The 22,570-nt window shown below is 49.5% G+C and carries 18 protein-coding genes; 9 read left to right on the forward strand and 9 right to left on the reverse strand.

The genetic code is table 11. The annotated features are described in order from the left end of the window. Window positions 1-50: 50 nt before the first annotated feature. The 5 genes from hppD (at window position 51) to C3B51_RS15690 (ending at window position 4,899) form a co-directional block, all read left to right on the forward strand. Window positions 51-1,097 carry a 4-hydroxyphenylpyruvate dioxygenase gene (gene hppD, locus C3B51_RS15670; RefSeq protein ID WP_130245670.1) on the forward strand — a complete coding sequence of 349 codons (1,047 nt, stop codon included), beginning with the start codon at window positions 51-53 and terminating at the stop codon, window positions 1,095-1,097. 156 nt (window positions 1,098-1,253) lie between these two features. Continuing rightward, the gene (fahA, locus tag C3B51_RS15675; protein ID WP_130245671.1) at window positions 1,254-2,567 is read left to right on the forward strand and encodes a fumarylacetoacetase; all 1,314 of its coding nucleotides are present in this window, start codon (window positions 1,254-1,256) and stop codon (window positions 2,565-2,567) included. A 128-nt stretch (window positions 2,568-2,695) separates the two neighbouring features. Next, window positions 2,696-3,802: a M23 family metallopeptidase gene (locus C3B51_RS15680; protein WP_130245672.1), complete on the forward strand. Its 1,107-nt coding sequence runs from the start codon at window positions 2,696-2,698 to the stop codon at window positions 3,800-3,802. Continuing rightward, window positions 3,792-4,166 carry a bactofilin family protein gene (locus tag C3B51_RS15685; RefSeq protein ID WP_125719942.1) on the forward strand — a complete coding sequence of 125 codons (375 nt, stop codon included), beginning with the start codon at window positions 3,792-3,794 and terminating at the stop codon, window positions 4,164-4,166. The genes C3B51_RS15680 and C3B51_RS15685 overlap by 11 nt, the downstream gene beginning before the upstream one ends. Window positions 4,167-4,296: 130 nt before the next feature. Then, the gene (locus C3B51_RS15690; RefSeq protein WP_165389173.1) at window positions 4,297-4,899 is read left to right on the forward strand and encodes an outer membrane beta-barrel protein; all 603 of its coding nucleotides are present in this window, start codon (window positions 4,297-4,299) and stop codon (window positions 4,897-4,899) included. A gap of 48 nt (window positions 4,900-4,947) precedes the next feature. Here C3B51_RS15690 and C3B51_RS15695 read toward each other — a convergent pair whose 3' ends face one another. Then, window positions 4,948-5,415, reverse strand: a complete 468-nt coding sequence (locus C3B51_RS15695; protein WP_125719946.1) for a hotdog fold domain-containing protein — start codon at window positions 5,413-5,415, stop codon at window positions 4,948-4,950. Window positions 5,416-6,082: 667 nt separating this feature from the next. Here C3B51_RS15695 and C3B51_RS15700 point away from each other — a divergent pair. Further along, window positions 6,083-8,095 (forward strand): methyl-accepting chemotaxis protein, encoded by a 2,013-nt coding sequence (locus C3B51_RS15700; RefSeq protein WP_130245674.1) that lies wholly within the window; start codon window positions 6,083-6,085, stop codon window positions 8,093-8,095. Window positions 8,096-8,277: 182 nt separating this feature from the next. Continuing rightward, window positions 8,278-9,615 carry a glycosyl hydrolase family 28-related protein gene (locus C3B51_RS15705; protein ID WP_125719951.1) on the forward strand — a complete coding sequence of 446 codons (1,338 nt, stop codon included), beginning with the start codon at window positions 8,278-8,280 and terminating at the stop codon, window positions 9,613-9,615. 153 nt (window positions 9,616-9,768) lie between these two features. Here the strand turns inward: C3B51_RS15705 and C3B51_RS15710 are convergent, their stop codons facing one another. Genes C3B51_RS15710 through imuA form a run of 3 tightly spaced genes read right to left on the reverse strand, consistent with a single transcriptional unit; the run spans window position 9,769 to window position 15,145 of the window. Then, window positions 9,769-12,945, reverse strand: a complete 3,177-nt coding sequence (locus tag C3B51_RS15710; RefSeq protein ID WP_430929845.1) for an error-prone DNA polymerase — start codon at window positions 12,943-12,945, stop codon at window positions 9,769-9,771. Then, entirely contained in the window at window positions 12,945-14,447 is a 1,503-nt protein-coding gene (locus C3B51_RS15715; protein ID WP_130245675.1) for a Y-family DNA polymerase, read from the reverse strand. The genes C3B51_RS15710 and C3B51_RS15715 overlap by 1 nt, the downstream gene beginning before the upstream one ends. Before the next feature lie 5 nt (window positions 14,448-14,452). Further along, the gene (gene imuA, locus C3B51_RS15720) at window positions 14,453-15,145 is read right to left on the reverse strand and encodes a translesion DNA synthesis-associated protein ImuA (RefSeq protein WP_130245676.1); all 693 of its coding nucleotides are present in this window, start codon (window positions 15,143-15,145) and stop codon (window positions 14,453-14,455) included. A 181-nt stretch (window positions 15,146-15,326) separates the two neighbouring features. Between imuA and C3B51_RS15725 the strand changes: the two genes are divergently transcribed. Continuing rightward, complete coding sequence (locus C3B51_RS15725) at window positions 15,327-16,040, forward strand: SOS response-associated peptidase family protein (protein ID WP_130245677.1); 714 nt, start codon at window positions 15,327-15,329, stop codon at window positions 16,038-16,040. Window positions 16,041-16,099: 59 nt separating this feature from the next. Here the strand turns inward: C3B51_RS15725 and C3B51_RS15730 are convergent, their stop codons facing one another. Both C3B51_RS15730 and C3B51_RS23590 read right to left on the reverse strand, forming a co-directional pair. After that, window positions 16,100-18,406, reverse strand: a complete 2,307-nt coding sequence (locus tag C3B51_RS15730; RefSeq protein WP_165389174.1) for a methyl-accepting chemotaxis protein — start codon at window positions 18,404-18,406, stop codon at window positions 16,100-16,102. A 461-nt stretch (window positions 18,407-18,867) separates the two neighbouring features. After that, a complete protein-coding gene (locus C3B51_RS23590) occupies window positions 18,868-19,014 on the reverse strand; it encodes a hypothetical protein (RefSeq protein WP_156158677.1) in 147 nt (48 codons plus the stop codon). 536 nt (window positions 19,015-19,550) lie between these two features. Here C3B51_RS23590 and C3B51_RS15735 point away from each other — a divergent pair. After that, window positions 19,551-21,263, forward strand: a complete 1,713-nt coding sequence (locus tag C3B51_RS15735) for an alkaline phosphatase D family protein (protein WP_125719961.1) — start codon at window positions 19,551-19,553, stop codon at window positions 21,261-21,263. A gap of 54 nt (window positions 21,264-21,317) precedes the next feature. Here the strand turns inward: C3B51_RS15735 and C3B51_RS15740 are convergent, their stop codons facing one another. The 3 genes from C3B51_RS15740 to C3B51_RS23595 are packed head-to-tail and all read right to left on the reverse strand — an operon-like array spanning window position 21,318 to window position 22,412. Then, the gene (locus tag C3B51_RS15740; protein ID WP_130245679.1) at window positions 21,318-21,656 is read right to left on the reverse strand and encodes a hypothetical protein; all 339 of its coding nucleotides are present in this window, start codon (window positions 21,654-21,656) and stop codon (window positions 21,318-21,320) included. Window positions 21,657-21,658: 2 nt separating this feature from the next. Next, entirely contained in the window at window positions 21,659-22,210 is a 552-nt protein-coding gene (locus tag C3B51_RS15745) for a hypothetical protein (RefSeq protein ID WP_130245680.1), read from the reverse strand. A 25-nt stretch (window positions 22,211-22,235) separates the two neighbouring features. Continuing rightward, window positions 22,236-22,412 carry a hypothetical protein gene (locus C3B51_RS23595; protein ID WP_164519267.1) on the reverse strand — a complete coding sequence of 59 codons (177 nt, stop codon included), beginning with the start codon at window positions 22,410-22,412 and terminating at the stop codon, window positions 22,236-22,238. Window positions 22,413-22,570: the final 158 nt, after the last annotated feature.

Here is a 22,570-nt window from a genome sequence, read left to right on the forward strand (position 1 = left end):
CACAGCACAAAACAAATAGCGATCCAGTGCTTTTAAGCGGGAGTAAGACAATGAGTGAAGTAACAAATCCTCTAGGCCTAGTTGGCATTGAGTTTACCGAGTACGCAACACCAGATGCGGACTACATGGAAAAGATTTTTGCCGATTTTGGTTTTTCTAAACTGAAAAAGTTTAAAGACAAAGACATCCTGTACTACAACCAGCATGACATTCACTTCCTGCTGAACAAAGAGCGCGGCGGTTTCTCTGCTGAGTTCGCTAAGAGCCACGGCCCGGCTATCTGCTCTATGGGCTGGCGTGTAGAAGACGCGCAAAAAGCGTTTGAAATCGCGGTTGAGCGCGGTGCAAAGCCTGCCACTGATTCAACCCACAAAGACTTGCCTTACCCGGCCATCTACGGCATCGGTGACAGCCTGATCTACTTCATCGACGTATTCGGTGACAAAGGGTCTATCTATGAGCAAGACTTTGTTGACTTGGAAGAGCAAGTGGTTGTTGAGGACAAAGGCTTCCTGCGTATCGACCACCTGACTAACAACGTATACAAAGGCACCATGGAAACATGGGCAAACTTCTACAAAGACGTATTCGGCTTTACAGAAGTACGCTACTTCGACATCAAAGGTCAGAAGACAGCCCTGTTGTCATACGCACTGAAATCTCCGTGTGGCACCTTCTCTATTCCAATTAACGAAGGTAAAGACGACAACAACAACCAGATCGATGAGTACCTGGACGAGTACAATGGCCCGGGCGTACAGCACCTGGCGTTTTTGACCAACGACCTGGTTGCATCACTGGACAAACTTGATCAGACTAACATTGCAACATTAGACATTGTTGATCACTACTACGACACCATCTTTGACCGTGTGCCTTGGGTTAAAGAAGACCGTGAAAAGATCAAAGAGCATCAGATCCTGGTAGACAGCCAGAGCGAAGATTGCTACCTGCTACAGATCTTCACTAAGAACCTGTTTGGCCCTATCTTTATCGAAATGATCCAGCGTGTTGACGACGGTGGTTTCGGTGAAGGTAACTTCCAGGCACTGTTCGAGTCTATCGAGCGTGATCAGGAACGCCGCGGCGTGATCTAATTCTCCTTTGAGAGTAGAAATTTAAAAGCAGCTTGGGGCAATGCCTTGTGGCTGCTTTTGCCGTTTAATTTGGCTGAAACTCAGGTGTTGCATTGAAAAATCAGAACGCTATCACCACATCTGAGAACAGCCTCAAACTTGCAAAAAGGAAAGACCATGTCTTTTATCAACGAAACGCACGACATTAATTTGAAGAGCTGGGTTGCCAGCGCTAACCAGGCCGGGACTGATTTCCCTATTCAAAACCTGCCATTTGCGTCATTCCGCCGCAAAGACAGCGCTGAAGAGTTCCGTGGCGGCGTTGCCATTGGCGATCAAGTACTGGATCTGGCTGTGGTTGCCGCAGCAGGCATCTTCAGTGGCGAAGCACAGGACGCAGTAGAAGCGGCCAATGCACCTAAACTGAATGAGTTTATGGGAATGGGTCAGAACTACTGGTCAGCCCTGCGCCTGGCACTGTCTCGTGCTCTTCGTGAAGGCTCAGAGCACCAGGGTACACTAGAAGCTGCGTTGGTTGCACAATCTGACGTTGAATATGCATTGCCTTGTCACATTGGTGATTACACCGATTTCTATACTTCAATCTACCACGCCACAGCGGTAGGTAGCTTGTTCCGTCCGGACAACCCTTTGCTGCCTAACTACAAGTGGGTGCCAATCGGTTACCATGGCCGTGCTTCATCAATCGATGTATCTGGTCAGAGCTTCCCGCGCCCGAAAGGCCAGACTAAAGCGCCAGATGCGGATACACCGTCTTTTGGTCCTTGTAAGCGCCTGGACTATGAGCTGGAGCTGGGTATCTACCTGGGTAAAGGGAATGAGCTGGGCGATTCAATCTCGATTGAAGATGCCGAAAGCCATGTCTTTGGCTTCTGCCTGTTCAACGACTGGTCGGCCCGTGATCTGCAAGCCTGGGAATACCAGCCGTTAGGTCCGTTCCTGGCGAAAAACTTTGCCTCAACGGTATCGCCGTGGATTGTCACTACAGAAGCGCTGGCGCCGTACCGCACCAACTGGCACCGTGACGAGCAAGATCCTCAGCCACTGGACTACCTTGAGTCTGCACAAAACCGTGAATCGGGTGCTTTCGATATCCAGATGGACGTACTGCTTGAAACCGCAAAAATGCGTGAAGCCAATGCAGCGCCAAGCAAGCTGTCTGAGTCTAGCTTCAAGCACAGCTACTGGACTGTGGCACAAATGGTCACTCACCACACGGTAAATGGCTGTAACTTCCTGCCGGGCGACATGCTGGGCTCAGGTACTCAGTCTGGTCCTGAGCACGAAGAAGCGGGTTCGCTACTTGAGCTGTCTCGTGGCGGCAAAGAGACCATTACTCTTGACAATGGTGAAGAGCGTAAGTTCCTGGAAGACGGTGACAAGGTCATTATGCGTGGCTGGTGTGAAGCGAACGGCTTTGCACGTATTGGCTTCGGTTCTGTCGAAGGCACTATCCTGCCAGCGAAGTAATCGCAAACGCAAAAGCTTTTCTATAGAAAACAAAGGTGTGCTTAAGTACACCTTTTTTTTGTAAGTAAATACTGGCTTTTTGCATAAAAATTGTTAGAGTGAGTCGTTATTTTTAATTTTTACGTGTTATGTTTCGCTATATCAAACGCCTGATCACATCATTATTTCAACCTAAACAGCTAATGCTGCGCCAGAATGGCCAGGTTAGTCTGATGGTTGTGCCTGGCTGGTTGCAATTTATTGCGCTAGTGCTGGTTTGTAGTGCTCTTACCTGGTTAGTTATCAGTACATCAGCGTTTTTTAAGCAACAAGACACCGTCAGTGCGCTGCAAGCCCAGCTTCAGACACAGCAACAAGCCTGGGCACAAGAGAAACAACAACTGGCTGAACGTCTGTCACAGCAGCAAACTCAGCTTGCTACTTTGAACGAGCAACACACAGTACTCAGTGAAATTGTCAGTGCCCTGCCGACATCCATCACAGAGCAGGCAGACGCAGCAGTGCCTCTGCCAGAAAGCCAACAGCCCATTGATGCGCAACCTGGTGCTGGGGATATCAATGACAGCGATGAGTTCGAGACGCACAGCGCTGAGCTGGACGATGCCCAGGCCGCCTTGCTTGAGACATTGCAAGCGATTATTTCGGCGCGCCATAGCCAGTTGATGGCCGGATTTAACGAAGCGGGTCTCTCTTTGAGCAGCGACAATAACACCGCACAGGGTGGTCCTTATCATCAGGTTGATGCAACGCTGTTAAGTGCACATTACACCCAGCTAATCGATGACTCAGTGCAACTCAATCAGTTAGAGAACCTATTACACTCCACCCCCAAAATGATGCCCGTCGCGCACGACAAATATTATATTTCCAGCGCGTTTGGCTTTCGTAAAGACCCTATCACGGGCCGCCGAGCCTACCACAAAGGGGTCGATATGGCGGGCTGGCATAAAACCCAGATCATTGCGCCGGCAGATGGGGTGATCAGTAGAGCGGGTAAAAATGGCGGATACGGTAAGTTTATTGAAATTCAACATGCGAACGGTATCGTCACACGTTATGGTCATTTACACACCATCAAAGTGAAAAAAGGCCAGACAGTCAAACAGTCAGACGTGATTGCACTGATGGGCAGCACAGGTCGTAGTACCAGTACACACTTGCATTATGAGGTGTTACAGGATAAAAAGCATATAAATCCTGTAAAACTGGCAAGAGTGCTCAAACGTGTTCAATAAAAAGAAAAATTCATTTCCTTTCTCGCTTATTTCTCCCGACACCGAAATCACAGGCAACATCCACTGCGATGGTGAACTTCAGATCGATGGCAAAGTAACGGGTGACCTCAATGTCGCTCAACTGATCATCGGCGAATCTGGGCTTGTGGAAGGCAATATTATCGCTAAACAAGTACAGGTGCGTGGCCAAGTTCAGGGCGGGATCAACGCCGACAGTGTAACGCTGGAGCCCAGCGCCAGAGTAACTGGTGATATTGAACACGATACGCTGAGTATTCAGGCCGGCGCGCACATCCAGGGCCAGCTTAATCATCGCGCAGAGCCATCTAATGTCACCCCACTGGATAAGGCCAGCGAAGGCTGATTCTCCTTTCAATCGTTATCAGAAAGTAACACTTAATAACATAAAACATAGACTTAGCCTTTCACTTATGTATCCAATAGTGATACATTTCACGCATAAGATTTCATTAGAACAATTAAAAGGATATAAAGTGAATAAAGCAGTAATAGGACTAGTGCTGGCTACCGCATCTCTAGGCGCTCAGGCAGCAGAGCTGAGCAAAAGCTACCTTGAAATAGGGTATGGTGAGACCAGTCTGGAAGGTACGCCAAGCTCTGTAGATCCCCAGGGGTTCATTATTGCAGGCAGCTATGAATTTGCTAACGGCATCTTTATGGGGCTCAAAATCGATCAACACTCAGACAGCCTGAATGTGTTCGACGACCTGTTCGGAGATGATTACGACGTTGATGAAACCACCTTTAATCTGGGCTACATTCTGCGTGCGACAGGTAGTGGACGCCTGGCAGTGGGGGCTCAGGTTGGTGAGTTTGAAGTGTCAACTAAACGGACTAACTCAACGATAGATACACGCCGTATTTATGGTGAGTACGAACACGCTTTTTCCAAACGCATTAGCGCCTATGGTCAGGCAGGTTATGAGTTACTGGATAACTCTACAGATGATGACGATGGTGTTTTTATTAATGTCGGCCTGCGCTTTGACTTTACGCAGCGCTCCGCTGTGGTGCTGGAATACACCAATGGTGTGGAATACACGCAAACGGAAGTCAAATACCGCTACAGCTTTTAATGCCACGCCGCTGTATAAAGGCCCATATTAGCTGGGCCTTTTTACACATTACTTCTTCGCCGAAATATACATAGTGACATCGGCATGAAATACCTTCACCCCGTCACTGTTGAACACCTCAACCGGCACTATCAGCTCTTCTTTATCCTGCCACTGGCGCGGGAGTGGGATCGTCGCTTCTGCACGTAAATCGGTATCGGCTTTTTTCAGGTACTGCACCGTCATCCCTTTGGGGATCCAGCGATGCGTTTTAGATGGAATACTGGCGTCTGTGACCACCCCTGCGCATAACTCTGCAAGGTTACACTGTGCAATCGCATGCACAGTGCCAATGTGATTGTGCACCGCCTTTCTGTTGGGCATTTGTGCCGTGATCCGCCCCTCACTAAGGTGAGTGATCTTAGGCTTAATGGTGCCGAAATAAGGCGCTCGCTTACAGACCGCTTTGCTGAATAGCCAGTTGCCAAAGGGCAACCATTTAAACTTCTTATAGGTTTTTAATAAGGGTGTTGCCATAACGCTTAACCTGTTGAATGAAATAACACCCAACCCTAACACATCTGACCAGTTCAGCCAATGGTGACGCTACACCCCATTTTAATTTTGAGTGTGACTTACTTGTTCAATTGCCGATAGCGTATACAGTGAAGCCATTGTTATAAATGCGCAAATATTGACAGCTAAAAATTTTAAAAGTCAGATACTTTATTGCATTTCCTTACCCCAATTGTCTGCTGGTTCTGCAGGGTTCTGTGGCTAAATGCCATGCCCGGTTAAGACGTAAAAGGTAGCCCTATTTTAAAAAACCCTATAGAGGACAAACCACGTCATGAAATATTTAATTCCTCAAATTAAATATCTCATAGCGCCAAAAGATATACTCACAAAAACATAGACATAAGTTAATCCAGGCTCTTCTATGCACTTACCCGAAACCTCAGTATTACCTAAACGCACATCTTACTAGAGTAAGCCAGAGTAATAGGAGGGTACACGTTAACTGAATATTTGGAACGATCTAGAGATAAGTACATCAGGCCCGGATAACTATCGTGATAGTGCCAATTTTACGCCAGACACAAGATAAAATTTGCCCCTTTTTGCCTTTAACGACTTTAATTATGAACGATAACACAATGAAAAGTACGCCATGGATGACGCCTCTTTCAAACTTGGTGATCCTATGAAACTCAGCAATAAACTCTACTCAGCCTTTGGTGTTCTCATTGTACTGATGGTGATGTCCAGTACTTTGGTTTGGTTTAAGGTCTCAACAGAAACCGCTCGGGCACAGGAGGTCACAGGGGACGACTTACCCGGCATGATCCTCTACAGTCGGCTACTGGACACCGAGCACCAGCTCAAAAGTGCCGCGCTCGAATATATGAATGGCGATGTCAGTAAAAAGTCCCTATTCAACGAGGTATTTCGCAAATTCAAGGAAGTGCATACAGAACTGTACCGCTATGAGTCTGCCAAACAGGCCGACCGCGAGAAAATGGCCCATATCCTCAAAAGCATTACCACATACCACCAGCGTGTGAACCAGGATGTGTTTGGTCGATATGACCCCGATGCTTATCAGCGTATTAAAACCCGGGTTGACCACCTGGAATCAACCACTGGAGAACAATTAGAGTCTCTGCTCGATCAGCTTAAAGAGCAGGAGTTTAACGATGCCTTGCAATCAACGGATTTACAGGAATCACTTAATGACGACCTGCCAGGCGTACGCTATTACCTGGAGCTGGTTGACGAAGCCGGCGATATGATAGCCGCGGTTATCTCTCACACCACAGGTAACGCCAATGCTGAGGCTGACTTTAAAGATGATGCTGCCAGCTTTGAGGAATATTTAAATTTGCTAATTCCACTGGAGCAAAAGCCCAATGAATTGCAGGATATTGCGACGATAAAGCGGATGTATAAAACCATCCAGGACGAAGCGGCAACCGTGTTCAAAAGTTATGACCCTCAGGCATACAAGCAAGCAACGAGCACGCTCAATGAGCTAAACAAAAAGTATATTCAGGATGTGGCGAAGATCTTGGATGTCTCCGCCCAGGAAGAAATTGACGATGCCTCCAGCGCCCTTGCCTTGCTCGTAGAGGGCCTGAGTGCCATCTCAATTGTGATCATAGTGATCACTTTGATTGCTGCCGTGCTTGGTATGGCCATTGCCTACCTGATCAGCAGCTCAATTGTGTCACGACTTAATCAGGTGCTGGGAGTGGCTGAGCGGATCAGTGCCGGTGATATCTCAGACAGAGACATTGCCCATAAGGGGCAGGACGAAATTGACGGGCTGGCCGAGGCCACCAATAAAATGGCACGCTCTTTGAACGAGCTGCTGCATGCTATTGCCAAAGTGGTGGACGATGTTCGTACTTCAAGCCACGACATTGCCGAGGCCAATGACCAAATCGCCTCGCGCAGCCGCTCGTCGGCCGACCAATCAACTCAGGTTGCCACGGCCATTGAGGAGATGAGCGCAACGGTCTCAGAAGTGGCGTCGCAAAGTCAAGTTGCAGCCAGCCATGCCGATCAAGCACGTACACTGGCGTCCGGAGGTGGAGATACCGTTGGGCAGACCGTTAGTAAGATCAAAACCGCTTCGCAGAACGTACAGAAAACCGCTGAAAACGTGACCCACCTGGGTGAGCTGAGTAGCCAAATAGGTAATGTGATTGGCGTGATTGGCAGCATAGCGGAACAAACTAACCTGCTGGCATTAAACGCTGCTATTGAAGCTGCCCGAGCTGGTGAACAGGGACGTGGTTTTGCGGTGGTTGCCGATGAAGTCAGAACGCTGGCAGAACGCACCTCAAAAGCCACTGAGGAAGTGGTCTCTACGGTGCAGTCAATCCAGTCTCAGACCGAACATGCCGTCAGCTCAATGCAAAACAGCGTGTCTCAGGTTGACCAAAGTGTCTCTATGGCGGAAGCTGCGGGTGCCCAGCTGGATGATATTGTGCGCGGTGCGTCTGAAATAGCCGCCATGATCCAGTCGATAGCCACAGCAACTGAGGAACAATCAGTCGTTGCTGGAGAAATGGCGCGGGATATCTCTAAAATAGAGCAATCCAGCCAGAGTTCCTTACAGGATACTCAGGTTGCCGCGTTGTCGGCACAGGAGCTGAATAAACAGGCTGAGCAGCTCGCCCAGTTAGTGCGCAAGTTCAGGCTCAGAACTTAAATACTTTCGCCCCTCAATTGACTGTCCTATATCATTAACTGGCCTTCAAAGTAGCGCGGGTTGATGATATAGGCATGCATTTTTTGTTTCCACAGTGGTACACTATCTCTCTTTTTCGGCAAAACAGCCGAGAAAATCCCATCTGCCTTGCTCAGGCAAGTTTATAAGTCTTAAGGACCACTATGAATAACAAAATGACTTTGATCAGCCTTTTGCTGATCTCTTCTTCCGCTGCAGCTCTGGACGCAGACACCATTTCAATCACAGACACGCGTTTTGGTGCCATTGCCAACGATAATCGTGATGATTCTGCACAAATTCAGGCTGCTATCGATTACGCAGTACAGAACGATAAAAGTGTCTACATTCCTGCTGGTACATTTAATATTTCCAGTACTCTGGATGTAACACGCGTCAAAGGTTCACATAACTCACGGATTAAGCTGTATGGGGAAAAGCGCAACCTGTCCAGGCTGACCACCAATGCCAATATCAGCCTGCTAAAAGTGGCGCATAATGTTGAGGTACATGATCTGTCCCTGGTACAGACAGCAAGCTTTAAACAAGGCACCGCGATTGATATCCCTTTCGCCTCTTATCGCTCAAATTTTTCTAAGCTGGATATTTCGGGATTTGATAATGGCATTTACGGTAAATGGGTGATCTGGAGCCGCTTTGAAGATCTGTTTATTGCTAACGTCAATAATGGTATTCATTTGCATGGTAATGGCAGTGACCCAGCATACTGGAATATTGAACCTAACGGCTGGTTTAACAATGTTAACGTGTTCGACAATGTCTATGTTGAAGGCTCACACACGGGCCTTAAACTCGCAGCTATGGGCAGCAATATCACTAATTCAACCGTTCAGAATTCTCAGGTCGGTGTCGAGATCTATGGCCCGGCAGATCACCGTACCTGGAACAACCAAATCAGCAACTTTTATGCTGAAGGCGTAAAAACCGTATTCAAGGTCAAAAACTCAAGAACCCTGGACATTAACGGCGTATTTGCTCAGGGCGGACCGAGTAATAACCGTGCCTATACGGTCATTGATGGTGATAACGGCGGTATAATCACAGTCAATGGCATGACAGGCCAGGACTGGTGGAGCCATAACGTGGTTCTGAAGAACACCACAGTTAAAGGTCATGTTCCAGCTATAGGCGGCACAACCAACGCAGACTCAGGCTCAACCTATTTACCAGGAAAACTGACAGCCAGTATCAGCTTACCAGCAAACAGTAGCTGGGTTGCGTTACCAGCTAATATGACATTAGCTGGTAACAGCGCTTATAAAGTCATGATCTCCGGTATTCGTGATGGCTATGAGCCTGTACTGGAAGAGTACTCTATTTTCAACTGGAATGGCGCCAGTCAGTACGCTAAGGTACATCACACAGCGGGAGTTGGTCGCATCAAGTTCAAGGTCGATGGTGGCAAACTTTACGCTAAACTGGACTACAATGGTGGGTTAGGCTTGGCGGGCGGCAAGGTCACGCTGGAGCGTATCCATTAAACGCAGCTAAAGTTATGTACAACTGACTGTACTCAATACGCATGGGTAGGCTGATGGCTACCCTTGCTCGTTTCATCCTATGTATTAACGTGATAAGTCTGCATATTAGGTGTGATAACACTACCTGCGACTTGCTCTACATGCAGTACTCGTTCAATGAAAATCCCGTGACTTGCTGTGTAACGTGCCCAGTATCTCGCTGCGGTCAATCAACCGACCAGCAATAACATGGATCACCTCCCCTTCTTTTTCAATAACCCCTTTTACTTCCAGTAGTTTGGCACTGAGATACGCCTGTTTTTGTGCCCGTGCCGTTCCTGCCCATACCACCACATTGATATTACCCGTATCATCTTCAAGCGTAAAAAAGGTCACGCCACCTGCGGTTCCGGGTGCCTGCTTGCCAGTTACAATGCCCACCACCGTCACCAGAGATTTATGTCGACAGGCACTGAGCTGCGCCATACGCGTAAAACGCCCCAGTTTACCGGCCTTGTCGAGCAAGGTGACTGGGTGCTGACCCAATGTGAGGCCCAGCGCAGCATAGTCTTCTACCAGGTCGTCCATGTCATCCGGCTGGAACACACAAGATGCCGGCTCTGCAACTGAGTGCCCGGCAAACAAAGGCAAAGTGTGTTCCTTATCCATCAGCGCCCAGCGCGCGGCGTAGCGATCGCCCTGCAACGTTTTAAGCGCATTGGCCGATGCCAGGCTTTCCAATGTATTAGCAGGCAGTCCGAGACGCTGTAACGCTGACATATCAGAAAAACCAGTGTCTGGCCGGGCAGCCAGTAGCTGCTCTGCACTGTGACGCTGTAGCCCTTTAACCAGACGCAGGCCCAGGCGAATTGCAAACTTGTCGTGCTGCTGACAAATATGATGGTCGTACTCAGAAGCGTTAACACATACCGGCAGCACCTCTATCTGATGGCGCCTGGCGTCCTGGATCAGTTGAGAGGCGCTGTAAAACCCCATTGGCAGACTATTAAGCAAGGCAGTATAAAACATGGCCGGATAGTAGTATTTTAGCCAGGCTGATGCATAAGCCAGCACAGCAAAAGACGCAGAATGACTTTCCGGGAATCCATATTCGCCAAAGCCACAGATCTGCTCAAAAATACGCTCAGCAAAACTCACCTCATAACCGCGCTGTTGCATACCGTTGATCAGCTTTTCTTTAAACTGCATCAGCTCGCCGCTTTTTTTCCACGACGCCATTGCCCGGCGCAGCTGATCTGCCTCCCCACCGGAAAAACCAGCCGCGACCATCGCCAGTTTGATCACCTGCTCCTGAAAAATAGGCACGCCCATAGTGCGCGACAAGACCGACTTGACCTCCTCGGAAGGATAAGTAATGGCTTCCTCACCATTACGCCGTTTCAGAAAAGGATGCACCATATCCCCCTGAATGGGCCCGGGTCTGACAATGGCTATCTGGATCACCAAATCGTAATAACAGGCCGGCTTTAGCCGCGGTAACATGCTCATTTGTGCCCGCGATTCAATTTGAAACACGCCGACGGTATCTGCGCGCTGAAGCATTTTGTATACCTGAGGGTCATCACCCATGCGGGTTAACTCGGCCAGGTCCAGCTGTCTTGATGTGTGCCGGGCAATCAGCGCAAATGTTTTGCGGATCGCGCTGAGCATCCCCAGTGCCAGGACATCCACTTTGAGTAGCCTGAGGCTTTCCAGGTCGTCCTTATCCCACTGGATCACCGTACGCTCTGCCATCGCGGCATTTTCGACGGGGACCAGATCATGCAACGGGCCTGCCGAGATCACAAAGCCGCCCACATGCTGAGAAAGATGACGGGGAAAGCCCATGATTTCTTCAACCAGGGTAATAAGCTGCTGTCCTTTGTGCGACTCGCTCTGCAAGCCCAGCTCTGCCAGTTGAGTTTGCCAGCTTTGCCCCCGGTCGCGGCGGTTCACATTGCGAATAAAGTAATCCAGCTGGGTGGTTTCAATACCCAGGGCCTTGCCCACATCCCTGAGCGCACTTTTAAAACGATAACTGATCACCGTTGCAGCCAGTGCGGCACGCTTACGACCATATTTGTGATAGATGTACTGGATCACTTCTTCGCGTCTTTCGTGTTCAAAGTCGACATCTATGTCCGGTGGCTCATTACGCTCCTTGCTGATAAAGCGCTCGAACAATACCGACACCTGGCAAGGGTCTACCGCCGTAATTTCCAGACAGTAACACACCACTGAATTGGCCGCCGAGCCCCGTCCCTGATACAAAATGCCTTTACTGCGAGCAAAGCACACCAGATCATGAATGGTAAGGAAAAAGTAGGGATAGTCTAACTCTTCAATCAATGCCAGCTCTTTGTCTATGATCCGGGCAATTTCAACAGGTACTCCCTGGGGAAAACGCCGCTGCTGACCGGCCTGTACCAGAGCGCGCAAATGCTGCATCGCGGTTTTCCCCTCAGGAACCAGTTCTGCCGGATACTGATAACGCAGTGAGTCAAGATCAAACGCACAGCGCTTGGCAATGCGTAAAGACTCCGCCAGCCAGGGGGCCTTAAACAACTTGCCAAGCTTATCGCGGCTGCGCAGGGCCCGCTCAGCGTTTACCAGCAGCTCCCCTTTAACCTGCTCAATCGGCTGATTAAGCCGAATGGCCGTCAGTGTATGTTGTAACCTGAGCCGTTCACTGTGATGCATTAGCACCCCGCCACAAGCAGTAACAGGCAACTGATAACGGGCAGCCAGTGCTTCGCAGTGGGCGATAAAACGCTGCTCCTGATTTACCAGATGACGCTGAATGCCAACCCAGCTTCGGCCCTGATGATGGCGCATCAGCCAGGCACCCCAGTGCGCATCCTGCTCGCAGCCTTGCGGTAACCAAATGAGCAGGCAGTGGCGCAATGAGAGTAAGTCCCACTCAGCTAATTGATAGTGGCCTTTTTCAGAGCGCCGCCGGGCATTGGTGATCACCCGGCATAATTCACTGTAGGCGGCTTTGTCCGGGCAAAGTAGCACCACTTCAAGGGCTTCAAAGCGCATCAGGCTGCCCACTATCAGTTGTAAGTCCAGCTGTTGATTTTTGATCAGCGTATGTGCCCGGACCACCCCTGCCAGCGAGCACTCATCGGTGATCGCCAATGCAGTGTAAGCGAGGAAATCGGCCTGTCGCACCAGCTCTTCAGGTCGGGATGCCCCCTGTAAGAACGAGAAGTTAGTCTGACAAAACAGCTCCGCATAACCCGGCCGCTGAGTGTCACCCGGCGGCTCGCCTTTGCCCTGGCTCGCCGATTGCTCTGCCGCCAAGCGTGCAGCTGGCAGCGTAAACATGGACGACTTATGCACTGCCATCAGCTGAAAAACCCATGACAAAACCAGCGCTGCTGGCGGTCTCTGAATACCCATAACCAGCGCCCCTGCTGATCCTGCGCAACAAAATAGTCGCGCTCAATCCCGTGGGCATCCCACCAGCCAGTGCAGATCCGCTCAGGCCCCAGGTGCACTGTCACTTTGTGCTGTAAGGGCTGAATGGTCGGTAGCAAAAAGGCGGGCCGAAGATAGCCCATTGCAGACGATGCCATCATATCATCCGACAGAGGTGTCCCCGACAAGGGTGTCCCCGACAAGGGTGTCCCCGACACACTCAGTGGTGTGCAATATGCGCTGGCCCGCTCAGGGCGCAGATCGTCACAGGCTTTCACGCCCCGTACAGCCTGCTCTCCTAACCTGGCCTGCAGCACCGCAACCAGACCGGCAGGCGTCATGGTGCCTCGTCGCTCGGCGAATAAGTCTGTCATCAGTTCATCGGGTTGACACATCTGAGCCACTTTCAGCCCTATCGCCTGTACCGGGCCACTCAGTGTCACTGTACTCAGTTTAAGGTCGCACAAAGTCAGCCAGAGGTCGGCCCTGTCTGTGCCCTCTCCCCGGCCAATGCTTAACACCAGCGGCTCGGCATCCCGCTGATACAAGGTCAGCGTGAGATGTGTCGCATGGCGATTGCGCAAGCGCAGAAATTGTTCCTGCTGCACCAATAATTTGAGCAAAGGCTTGTTCAACCAGTCGAGGTTTTCTATCTCGTATAGCAAAGGCAGGTGGCGCTCAAATTCCGGCTCGCTCTGATAAAAGGTCACCGGGTGAGACACCTTGCCGCGCAACCGGGACACATACTGCACCAGCTCGCAATCAAAGCGTTTACCCAGCTCCACCAAAGGCAAAGCAAGCAGATCGGCCACCGTCTTAAAGCCAACCCGGCGTAATCGTTCAAGCGCCTTGGCTGGCAGCGACAACGCCGTTAGGGGCAAACCTAGCAAAGCGCTTTCCAGCACTTTAGGGTCCTGACTCACTAAGGTACCATGGTGCTCTGCCAGCAGCCGGGCCGCCTCCGGAGAGTAGCCACAGGCAAAACGATAACTGAATGACTGCGTATCCAGGTGCGCGTGCAGTGTGTTCAGATAATGAGACAAATCCCGATACATGGCCAGCATACCGCTGACCTTCAGCAACAGTCCCTGAGGGGCAAACAAAGCAATATCAGCAGTGATCAAATACAGCCACTGTGCAATTTCACGTATCGTGCGCTTTTCATCAGCTTCATCATAGGGATGTACGAGCAACTCGCAGCTGCGTGCAGCGGCCCCTGCCAGCCCCATGCCCACCTTAATACCAGCCTGCGCGGCAGCCTGATCCAGCTGCATCACTCGGTTATCATGGCCTCCGACAATAATGCAGGGCCGGGACAACGCGCTGAGGTCATCGCCAGGTTGCGCTCCATCGGGGGTTTGTACCTGTGCAGCCATTTTCAGTTTATCGAGCTGAATAGCTGGAAAGTGTAAATACAACCACAAAGTCACTGTAACTACCTGCCTGTACGGTATTGCCGCGCGGCTTGTGGCATCTCTTTGCTCTGAGTGTGGAAGTGTTCGGTCAGTTCCGGCCAGCGCGATGACAAATCTAATGCAAACTGAGCCTGCGCCCAGCCGCCTTTACGCTTTTTAACGGTGACATTCAGGCCACGCGCATGTGGGCTAAGCCCCAGGCTTAAAGAAACCGGCAAGGTGCCCTGAGCCTGGTGTGCATGGCGCAACAAGTATAAACACGCCTCGCCTGTCTGAGCCGCCAGTTGCAAGCGCTTAACCTGATGAACCTGTAACGCACCATGCCAGAGCAATACACTGTTACAGGCACCGCTTTTCAGACACTGCTCAGCAGCCCACAGCGCTTCCTGTGAGCATTCAGGTGTGATCTCCAGCAGTTTACTGGTATCCATGCCTGTACGCTGTAAAGCATCGGCGTTTAGCCGTGCCGGCGGCGAAATCACTGCCGTCAGACCGCTTTGCTGCATCAGGCTCGGCAATAACAGTCTTAGCTCGCCGATCCCCAGATCGGTATGCAAGTCGACCACCCCCACGGCAGGAAAACCGCCTTGCAGGTGTTTGTCTAATTCAGCGAACCCCGTTGCTGTCAATGCGCCTTGCTGCTGGCGCTCTGCAAGCCCGGTGCCCTGCCATACCAGATCCTGGCGCTGTAGTAGTTCAATTAAATTGCTCATAGCACACCCCAAACTGTATATTTATACAGTATAATTACTGTTGAGCAAAGTGCAAGCATGCTGTGCATGGTACGCACCAGGCAGCCTTTTGCAGGCGTCAAGAAAGTATCAAACAGTTAATCCAGATCAAGCAGTTACACGCGAAGTTAGCTAAAGTGATTAAAGACAACGGGAGCCTAGTATGTGTGGACGATTAAATATCACCGATGACCCTTTTGTGATCGAGATCTTAACAGGGCTGGGCATCGCAAACCCCAGAGCAGACATGCGCTTTGGCCGTTTTAAAAAGGCCACTGACAGCATCAGCATTGTTCATGAAGAAAACGGCCAGCGGCAACTCAGCGACGCAACCTGGTGGCTGCTACTGGACCCGCAACCAGGACAGGGGTTTAAGCCATCCAAATACACCTCTTTTAACAGCCGCTACGATAAGCTGCATGTCAAGGGTAGCGCTGCCTACCGGCCTTTCCACTACAGTCGCTGCATTATCGTGGTAAAAGGGTTTGGTGAAACCCAGTTTGTGCAGGGCAAACCACACCATTATTACGACTTTATCGCCGCAGACGGGGCTTTGTGTTTAGGCGGGTTATATAAGGTATGGCACCATCCGGACAGCGGGCAAAAGCACTACTCCTGCTCTGTGATCACGCTGCCGGCACACCCTAAGCTACGCCGTTATCACGATAAAGCCAGCCCGCTGATCCTGCCACCCAACTCAGCTGAACTCGACGCCTGGCTGGACAGCACACAACACGATGGCGGGCGCTTTACGCATTTGCTGATCCCGCACCTCTATCAGCGTCTGGCTGCTGTTCAGATAGACAAGCCCAGCCAGCATCACCCTGTAAGTGAGATCACTTATATCGCCAAAGATCCGCCCCGTAACAGAGTGTGAACTGAGCAACCCTGTCGCTCGCATCGCGGTTTGATGTGATGCGTGGCGACAGGACAAAGCTAAACCTGATAACGGGCCAGGATATCGTCCAGTTGTACCGCCAATTTAGCAAGATGCTGTGAGCGGTCATCAATATCCTGACTGCGTCCCAGGTTACCATTGGCCTCTTCACTGATGGCACTAATGGCCTGACTGATCTGTGCAACTACCGCCGACTGCTCTTCCGCGGCGGTCGCAACCTGAGTATTCATTGCCACAATCTGCTCAATCGCACCAGACACCTCCATCAATGAGTCCTTAGCCCGCTCGGACGTTTGCGCATTATCGACAGAGCGCTCGCGACTTTGCTGCACCGACTGACGCGCCTCAACAACACCGCTTTGCAGGGCGTTGATCATCTGTTCAATTTCTTCTGTTGCTTGCTGGGTGCGCTGTGCCAGGCCCCGTACTTCATCTGCCACGACCGCAAAGCCACGTCCCGACTCTCCTGCCCGCGCCGCTTCAATGGCCGCATTCAGCGCCAGCAAATTGGTTTGTTCGGCGATGGACTGGATCACATCCAGCACACTGCCTATCTGCTCACTCTGCGACGATAGCCCGTTCATAACGCCGCCGACTTTATCCATCTCTTCTGCCAATTGCTCGGAGATTTCGGCACAGTGTTCCACCAGCTGATTAGTCTGACTGGTCAGCGAGCTGACTTGCTGAGTTTGCTCTGAGGTATTCAGTGCACTGCTTGCCACTTCTTGCACTGTATGTTGCATTTGCTGACCGGCAGTGGCCGATTGCTCACAGTCGAGCGACTGTTTATTCACGCCATCAATCAGACCCGCTACCCGCTCAGACAAGGCCGTCGACATTTCTTTAAGCGTATGGGCACTGTGTAATAAGTCAGCAAAGTTTTGTTGTAAGCGCTCGACCAGGTTGTTGACCGAACGGCTTAAATCGCGGATCTCATCATCGCCTTCGTCAGGCGCACGTAGCCTGAAGTCGTTGTTATCTGCAATGCCACGGATCGCTTTGCTGGCGGCTATCACTGGGCGTGTTACCCGGTTCGCCACAAAAAAGCCCACCAGGCTGGCGATAATGGCTGCCACAGACACAAATAAAACCGAAGAGCGAAGTACGGAATACTTCAGCTGTGAAATCATCGCAAAGGCTTCGCTTTCATCAATTTCACTGATAATGGCCCAGTGCAAGCCGTCAATATCGAGCGGCGCAAAGGCCGACGCCACCGACACCGACCGATAGTCGGGAAAGATGGCAAAACCACTTTGCCCGGCCAACGCCGCGCGCGTACCCGGCGAGTCAATCCGCAAAGTACCTATGGTGGATTGCTGCTGTTCAATGTTATCCACCATGGCTTTATCAACATTAAATGTTCTAAGCTGAGCAATAAAACCATCCGAGTCTTCCACAAAAAACCGGCTGTTGTTCAGCAGCAACTTGTTCTGATTCACCAGATAAAGCTCGCCACTGTCACCAAGCCCCTGTTCACGCCATTGGCCATCCAGCGTCAGCATCCGATTAATCTCGTCCACTGGCAGTTGAAAGATCAAAGTGCCAAGCAAGCTACCATCGTCGGCCAGAATAGCGGAACTGATAAATCCTGCCGCCGCGTTATAAGAGGGCATGTAAGGACTAAAATCGATAAAGTGCCCTTCACGTACCTGCTGAGTACGCGCAGCCTGATAGGCACGTGCCAAACCTGACTCCCGAAACGGACCGCTGGTTAAAGACGTAGCAAAGTCCAGCTCTTTGAATACCGAATAAACCACGTCGCCCTGAGGGTTAGTAATAAAGACATCGTAAAAGCCAAAACGCGCCTGAAACTCACGTAATGCTTTGTGATAACGACGGTGCACGGCACTGTAAGGGCTGCTGTCCCCGGCATCCAGTAACTGATCTTTACTGCCCAGCGGGTTCGGGTTGGCGGCAATGTACTGGGCTTGCAGCGCGCGTGCCGTCGGGCTCAGCTGGCTCATAAGCGCATTTACGCTAAGGCTATCGCCACGATTCTTTTGCTTGTACTGCTCAAGAAACTGAGTTTCATAAAATCGCTTCAACGCATGCTCTGAGGCACCTGCATGCGGGTAACGGGCGAATGCATCTGAAAATGCCCGACTGGCGTCAATCACCATGGTAGAGCCGGCCAGTGTAACCACCTGATCTGAGATAGTTTTGAAATAACGTTCAACCTGAGTTTGCATCGCATTACGACGCGACACCAGATTATTTTCAATTTCCTTTGTAACAGCGGCTTTGCCTTCCTGATACGCCAGTAAACCAATAACAAAGCAGGTAATAAGTAAAGGAATAACAGCAAGCAGAACAGCAAGGATACTCAGACGGTTTTTTAATTGCACGTGAACTCCTACAGCACAAAGCAAACCCGCTCCGGGCATGGGGAGCGGCAAATGCATACCACAGCCACTGTGACCCTGAACCCCTTGATGTCAATGCACTCAAAGATCCGTTGCGCCAACAGTAGCTAATACACCATGTCGTATTACAAACGGGCAGAACTAAGGTGAGAAGGTTTTCACAACAGCCGCGCCTGAGACATGCATTAATTATTATTAAAGGTATTCAAATTATTTAAATACATTAAATAACCTACACCGTTTAATACTTTGATACTAGTAATATAAGATTGGTTTTTGATGTCAATCAGGTATGACCAATAGAGCGCACAGGAAACGTAAAGGTGGGAGCTTAAAAATATATCGGGCCACATTTATGGCCCGATAAAAGTAAAAGGTATCTCTGGGCGTTTTATTTTCCATTAGCTAATAAGGAAGTGAACAAAACAGACCGATAGTACAATTTAGTGAGGTTGACAAGGCACTTCTTTACAACCACTCAATGCAGAAGTGGCTGTACCACCACCGGCGATTTTCATAGTTTCCTTAGCATTGATATTCATGCTGTCATTTAGGTTCTTAAGCTTTTGTTTTTTAACTGCAAGTTTCATTTTTAGTTTCCTTCTTTTGAAATCACAACCAGTTTAACCACAATAAAAAAACCTTTGCAACAAAAAATTTGTAAAACAAAAACGCCCGTTAATAACTGCTTCCAGCCTGAATACTGGGCAATGCCTAACTCAATCCACCAGTAGGGTCATAAGTTCATTTTTAGCAATGAAAATATTCATATAAAATAAAATTCAACAAATAAAAATCTATATCAACATAATGAATACAAATAACCAGGCTCTGCAGGCCATTTCAATCTTTACAATTACGCATTGATTTATTTTAGACATAAATGAAAGCAAAAAGCACAACAATAATCTACATCAATCCATGCGACTTGATTTTGAAACATAGCTGCAAGCATTCTTTCACATCTCGTCTCTAAAATGGCGCCTTCCTCAGCTGGAAGAGGCTTCCCGTGCAACAAACTCTGCAATTTGCAAAGATAATCTGGGTCGAATTAACAAAGGAAAAACAAATCAGACCCGCATGCGTGCGATATCTCGCTCGGCTTGCGTGAATACCAGGTAAAATAATGAAAAAAACACTTTTATTGCTCAGCATCAGTACTGCACTTTGCTCTTTTCACGCGTTCAGCGCCCCGGAAGTGCACTATGATCAGTGCCAGAGCACTTTTAGCTATCTGGGTGCCAGTTATCAGGGCACAACGGATAAGAATAACTCAGGTAGTCAATGGTGTTACCTCAAGCAGGCCATAGACGGATCCAGCTGGGGTAATGTTCGGGTTGAAACCATCCCTGAATTTACCACCATCACAGGCAAAAGCTGTCATACCCCTTCCAACTATCAAGGCGAACAGTTTTACGGTTGCTCTACGCGCAATCACAGTACGCCCTGGTGTTATGTTGACGAGCAAGGTAGCTGGGAAGAGTGCGCAACCGAAGCGCCTGAGCCCCTGCTGAGTCACACGCACCCGCAACAGAGTAAGCGCCTCGACCGAGTCGCTCTGGGCTCCTGCTTTAAAACAAAAGGCGATATGCCTGCTGCGCTGGCACGTCTGATAGGTCATAAACCGGACTTGTTTTTCTGGCTGGGCGACAATATTTACGCCGATACCACAGATATGAGTACCATGCGTCAGAAATATGATGACAAAAAACGTAACGCTGACTACCAAAAATTTCTGGCTGCCAAAATCCCGGTTATGGCCACCTGGGATGACCACGACTTTGGCCGTAACAACGATGGCAAGCACTATCCTAAACGCGCTGAAAGCCAGCTGGAATACTTGCGCCACTTTGATGCTCCGACCGATGACCCCAGACTCAATGGCCGGGCAGGAATTTATGAGGCCAAAATGCTAGGGCAAAAAGGCGAGCAAACGCATGTGATCACGCTGGATGCCCGCTACTTTCGCTCCCCGACCTTTTCCAATTATGGGGAATGTGAAGGTGACAACACCACGATTTTGGGTGAGGAGCAATGGCAATGGCTGGAAAAGGAGCTTAGCAAGCCATCTGAGATTAAACTGATCGCCAGTGGGATCCAGGTTTTACCCCCCTTATATCAGGGTCGTAGCCGCAGCAGTTACTGTGCCTATGGCAACGGCAAAAAGTTCGAACAAGCGCTGAGCAACCTGCAAGAATCCGAGATGTCGGGCACCAGTTACGAATCCTGGGCTGAAGTGCCGCTGGAGCGTGAACGACTACTAAGGCTTGTGCAAAAATCTATCAATGCGGGTAACGCCAAAGCGGTGATTTTCTTGTCAGGGGATCAGCATTGGGGTGAGTTGCTTCAAAAGGATATTCCCGCCAGTAACGCCCATGGCAAGATGGCCAGAGTCTACGAGGTCACCGCTTCCGGATTTGGACAAAACTGGCCCTATCACATCGAAAATCCGTTACGCTTGCCTGTTTATGCCGATACCAAAGGTGATGGCAACTACACCAAACAATGTCAATTCCCCGCTAAATATGCAGCAGTGACTTACCAGGGATGTATTACCAAGGATCATGACAAACCCTGGTGTTACACCGAAGTCGATGAGACTGGCAATGGTGTGAAAGGTGAATGGGGTAACTGTGCTGCCAGCGGTGCAAGCATCCCGACCGGTCAGGTTGGTGTCGTCAGTAAAGACATCGCAAACCTCACCACCAGCAACCGCCACCTGATCAACAAGTCTGGCAGTAACTATGGCATGCTGGATATAGACTGGCAAAAGCGGACTATCAAAATGTCGATAGAAACTGCCGAAGAAGAGGCGGTATCGACCATTATTACTTTCTAGTTGTACTGATTCAAAAGCGCTGACTTACCTTGGTAGGTCAGCTTTTAAAGAAAGCTATTTGACTACCTTAAGGCCCTGACCGGGGGCTCTTGTAGGCTCAGGTATAGGTTGGTCAGTCGCCCTGGCTCTGAAAGCCCGCGCTCTGTCATGGGCACTGCGCACCGCATCACACTGGGCGATAATATCTTGCTCGTCCAGCGCCTCTCCCAGGTCCATCACTATTCTATAAGCGGTATCATATAATTCTTGTTTAGTGTCTTCTTCAGCACGAAAGCGCATGAAAAAGTCCTGTACTTTTTGCTCCGGTTTGTGCAACTTGGTGCCCTTAATACACACACCAATCGCGATCCCCACAACTAAAAGTATCGCCAAACAAGCAATGACTAACAACATAATTACGCCTCCTGACGGATACGGGATTCCATAAATTTATAAAATGGATATTTAATAACAATCAGCCACTCTAGCAGGTTCGCCACAACGGTGGCTGGGCCATACACCTCGAACAGCAAGTCATTATTAAAGTAACCACGCAACATCAGCTGAGCTGCGTTAAGTAATACGAGAAAAAGAACCAGGTAGATAGAGTATCGCGCAGCTGGGAAAAACTGACACCCCCTGATGATGTGCAACAAATACAAAGTCGCAGCGAATGCAGTGCCGGTACACACTAAGGTAAAATAATATATTTTAATCTTAGCGAGCCTTTCCATTTCAGATAACAAGATAAAATCAGCCACCTGGCTACTTATTATGTAAAAGGTCAGACAAGCAACTGCCGTTAGAAAACATGAATGTAGCTTATGGTCTTCGGGCGTTTTCAACGAGGCACTGCCACCAAAAAACAAACTGAATCTGTGCTGCTTAAAATAATATAGCAAATACACGACAACCATTAGTTGTAATAAGCGCAGAGCCCACCCGGTTACTACATAAAACTCATTCATGTTTAGTCCTTTTAAAGTCTCCGTACTAGCAGTTATCAGCGCTCAAAATACGCATCTGCTTTGGTTGAAGCCCATCACCGGTGCTGCCACCGCCAAAAACCTCAGCAAGTTTTTCATGCGGTAGGTTAAAACCGTTCAGTTGTTTGAGCTTCTTTGATTTCACACTTAAACGGCGACCAATTTGTTTTGTAGTAGCTTTCATGGTTTTTTCCTTATGTTTCATTGGATAGTGCAGCCCAGCCACTTGCTATAGTGATGTTAAACAAGCGAAACTAAACACTCAATCTTAATTTAACAAAAAATCAACTAAAATAGCTATGACCAAGCTGGTTTGACAGATACATCCAGTCTTAAGTTACC

The sequence above is a fragment of the Pseudoalteromonas rubra genome (assembly GCF_004212645.1).
GTDB classification, from domain to species: domain Bacteria; phylum Pseudomonadota; class Gammaproteobacteria; order Enterobacterales; family Alteromonadaceae; genus Pseudoalteromonas; species Pseudoalteromonas rubra_G.